This is a genomic window from Phenylobacterium sp. (genome assembly GCF_044371015.1).
Lineage (GTDB): Bacteria > Pseudomonadota > Alphaproteobacteria > Caulobacterales > Caulobacteraceae > Phenylobacterium.
Map to the genome: position 1 here is coordinate 1 of NZ_JBILUK010000317.1, position 2,959 is coordinate 2,959.

4 protein-coding genes and 1 pseudogene are annotated in these 2,959 nt (G+C 62.5%); all 5 read left to right on the top strand.

The annotated features are described in order from the left end of the window. Positions 1-123, top strand: a pseudogene (gene tuf / locus ACIQ3R_RS16920) (elongation factor Tu); the annotation flags it as partial. A 313-nt stretch (positions 124-436) separates the two neighbouring features. Next, positions 437-862, top strand: a complete 426-nt coding sequence (gene flbT / locus ACIQ3R_RS16925) for a flagellar biosynthesis repressor FlbT (protein ID WP_397420021.1) — start codon at positions 437-439, stop codon at positions 860-862. Next, positions 822-1,193, top strand: coding sequence for a flagellar biosynthesis regulator FlaF (gene flaF, locus ACIQ3R_RS16930; RefSeq protein WP_397420022.1), 372 nt, complete (start codon positions 822-824; stop codon positions 1,191-1,193). Before flbT ends, flaF begins: the two co-directional genes overlap by 41 nt. A gap of 380 nt (positions 1,194-1,573) precedes the next feature. Next, complete coding sequence (locus ACIQ3R_RS16935) at positions 1,574-2,401, top strand: flagellin (protein WP_397420023.1); 828 nt, start codon at positions 1,574-1,576, stop codon at positions 2,399-2,401. A gap of 288 nt (positions 2,402-2,689) precedes the next feature. Beyond that, a partial coding sequence (locus ACIQ3R_RS16940) for a flagellin (protein WP_397420024.1) occupies positions 2,690-2,959 on the top strand: 270 nt, incomplete at its 3' end.

Below are 2,959 nucleotides of genomic sequence, written 5' to 3' on the forward strand. Positions count from 1 at the left end.
GACAACGCCGAGCTGAACGTCGAGCTGATCACGCCGATCGCCATGGACCAGGGCCTGCGCTTCGCCATCCGCGAAGGCGGCCGCACCGTCGGCTCAGGCGTCGTCACCAAGATCCTCAAGTAGGATCGAGATAAGGGCGCCGCGGACGCACGGAACTCACGGTAGGGGTCTGTGTGGCCGTAGGCGGGCGAGAACCGGCCACGAAAACACGAACAGACACGAAAGGGCGCGCAAGCGCCCTTTCTCTTTGCGGCCGATCCGCCAGGTGGCGCGCATTGCGTCGATGTCGACTGGGGCGCTTTCGTACCTTTCGTGGTTCCTGCTCGTGTTCTGAGAGGTCCGTGAATTTCGGGGTTCGTTATCATAGTCATGCGGCGTTAACGGCTCGCCGCCTATCGCTATGCGTGTAGCGACGCGATGAACCGAGGAGCGGGCCTTGCCGTTGAAGCTTTCACTGAAGCCGGGAGAGCGCTTCGTGCTCAACGGCGCGGTGGTGGAGAACGGCGACCGGCGCACCGTGCTGGTTCTGCAGAACAAGGCGTCCGTACTGCGTGAGAAGGACATCCTCCAGGAAGAGGACGTCAACACCCCGGCGCGGCGCATCTATTTCCCCGTGATGATGATGTACCTCGATGAGGCCGGGTCTGAGCGTTACTACGACGAGTTCGTAAGGCGGTTGACCGAGTTCATGGGCGTCATCGGCAACCCGCAGGTGCTGGCCGACTGTGTCGGCGTCTCCAAACACTGCATGGCGCGTGAGTATTACAAGGCGCTGATGTTGTGCCGGAAACTCATCGAGTACGAAGACGAAAGGCTGGGCAATGTCCCTTCAGGCGTATCAGCAGGCGGCGACGCGGGCTGAGAACCCGCGGGACCTTGAGTATCGCCTGTTCGCGCAAGTCACCCGAGCGCTGATCGAGGCGGCCAAGCTGGATCCCATTACCGATATCGGACGGCGCGCCGATGCGCTCGACTGGAATCGGCGCATGTGGTCAACGCTGGGCGCGGTCTGCGCCGAGCCGGAAAACCAACTCCCGCCACAGTTGCGCGCCTCGTTCATCTCGCTTTCGATCTGGGTGGCGAAGTACACCACGACGGTCATTCGCAATCAGGACGAGATCGAGCCGCTGATCGACGTCAACCGAATGATCATGCAGGGGCTCTCGGGCGGCAGCGCGCAAGCGGCGGCTTAGTCACGCCAGGCAGAGAGCCTCCTTGCGTTCGGAGTCCCCGCAGTAGGTTGGGTAGGGCCGGCTGAGCTGGCTCATATTGGAATGTCGAAGGCCCCCGGGGCCCCATCCGGCGCACGGCGGACCGCCCAGCCAGTCCACAAGCGCCCCCTCCGAGTGCAAGTGGGCGGAGATCCCCGGCAAGTCCTGCCGAGCGGCAGTGAAGAGCTTACCGGGCGGCGCCTATTGATGGGTCGGCGCTCTTAGAAGTTCAACAAATTCAGACCTCAATCGTGACTAAGCGTGGTTAACGCGCTGGCCTGGCGTTTGCGTGACCACCTCCGAACGAAAAATCGTTCGCCGGCGAAAGTCCGGGCAACCCCTCCAGAACGGAAGGCAACACCATGGCCAATTCGGTCAACACCAATGTGGGCGCGATGGTCGCGCTCCAAAACCTCAACATGACCAATCGGGAGCTCGACACCACCCAGACGAGAATCAACACAGGCAAGCGGATCTCGAACGCCAAGGACAACGGCGCTATCTGGGCCATCGCCCAGAATCAGCGCGCGACGTCCCGAGCTCTCGATGCGGTGCGGGAATCCCTGCAGCGCGGCCAATCAACGGTGGACGTGGCCATCTCGGCCGGCGAAACCGTGTCGGACCTGCTCCTTCAGATGAAGGAAAAGACTCTGGCGGCGGCCGATGCTTCGCTCGACTCCAACAGCCGTACGGCCCTGAACGAAGACTTCAAGGCGCTGCGCGACCAGTTGGCCAAGGCCGTGAACAATGCCGACTTCAACGGCATCAACATGGTCAAGGCGGGCGGCACCACCATTGCGGCTCTGGCGAACTCTGATGCCACGTCGAAGATCACTGTGGCTGCGCAGTCGCTCGCTCTGGGCGGCGCGAACGTCACGATCGCTGCGACAGGCTCGATCGGTACGATCACCCTGGCGACGACGATGATCGCGACGGTGAACGCGTCGATCGTCAACGTCTCGACCGCGCTCAGCAAGCTGGGCACCGGTTCGAAGTCGCTGGGGTCCCACATGGAGTTCATCAACAAGCTCCAGGACTCGATCGACGCCGGTATCGGCAACCTGGTCGACGCCGACCTGGCTAAGGAAAGCGCCAAGCTCCAGGCTCTGCAGACCAAGCAGCAGCTGGGCGTGCAGGCGCTCTCGATCGCCAACCAGTCGACTTCGATCCTGCTGGGCCTGTTCCGATAGGTCATGACACCCCGGGCCGGCGCTTGCCCGTCGGCCCGGGGCTCCCTTGTACGCCCCCGGCAAATGGCGCCGGTCCGGGCGCGGCAGAATATGCCCACCGCTTGTCCAGCCCGGCAAATTCTGCCGGGTTCGGATAGGGTTATCGCCCCTATAACGTATATTGTTCAGTGACTTATGGGCTATGCCTAACCGGGTGTTGATGGCCTGGTGTTTGCTTCCCGATGGGTGGGGCAAAACGCCCCCTGGCCGCCAGAATGGCTGCCGGACACCGTCACGAAGGACGAATTCATGCCGAATAGCGTGAACACCAATGTGGGCGCGATGGTTGCGCTCCAAAATCTGAACGCCACCAACAAAGACCTGAATGTCACCCAAGCCCGGATCAACACGGGCAAGAAGATCGCCAGCGCCACCGACAACGGCGCCGTCTGGGCCATCGCCCAGAACCAGCGCTCCACCTCCCGAGCTCTCGATGCGGTGCGGGAATCCCTGCAGCGCGGCCAATCAACGGTGGACGTGGCCATCTCGGCCGGCGAAACCGTGTCGGACCTGCTCCTT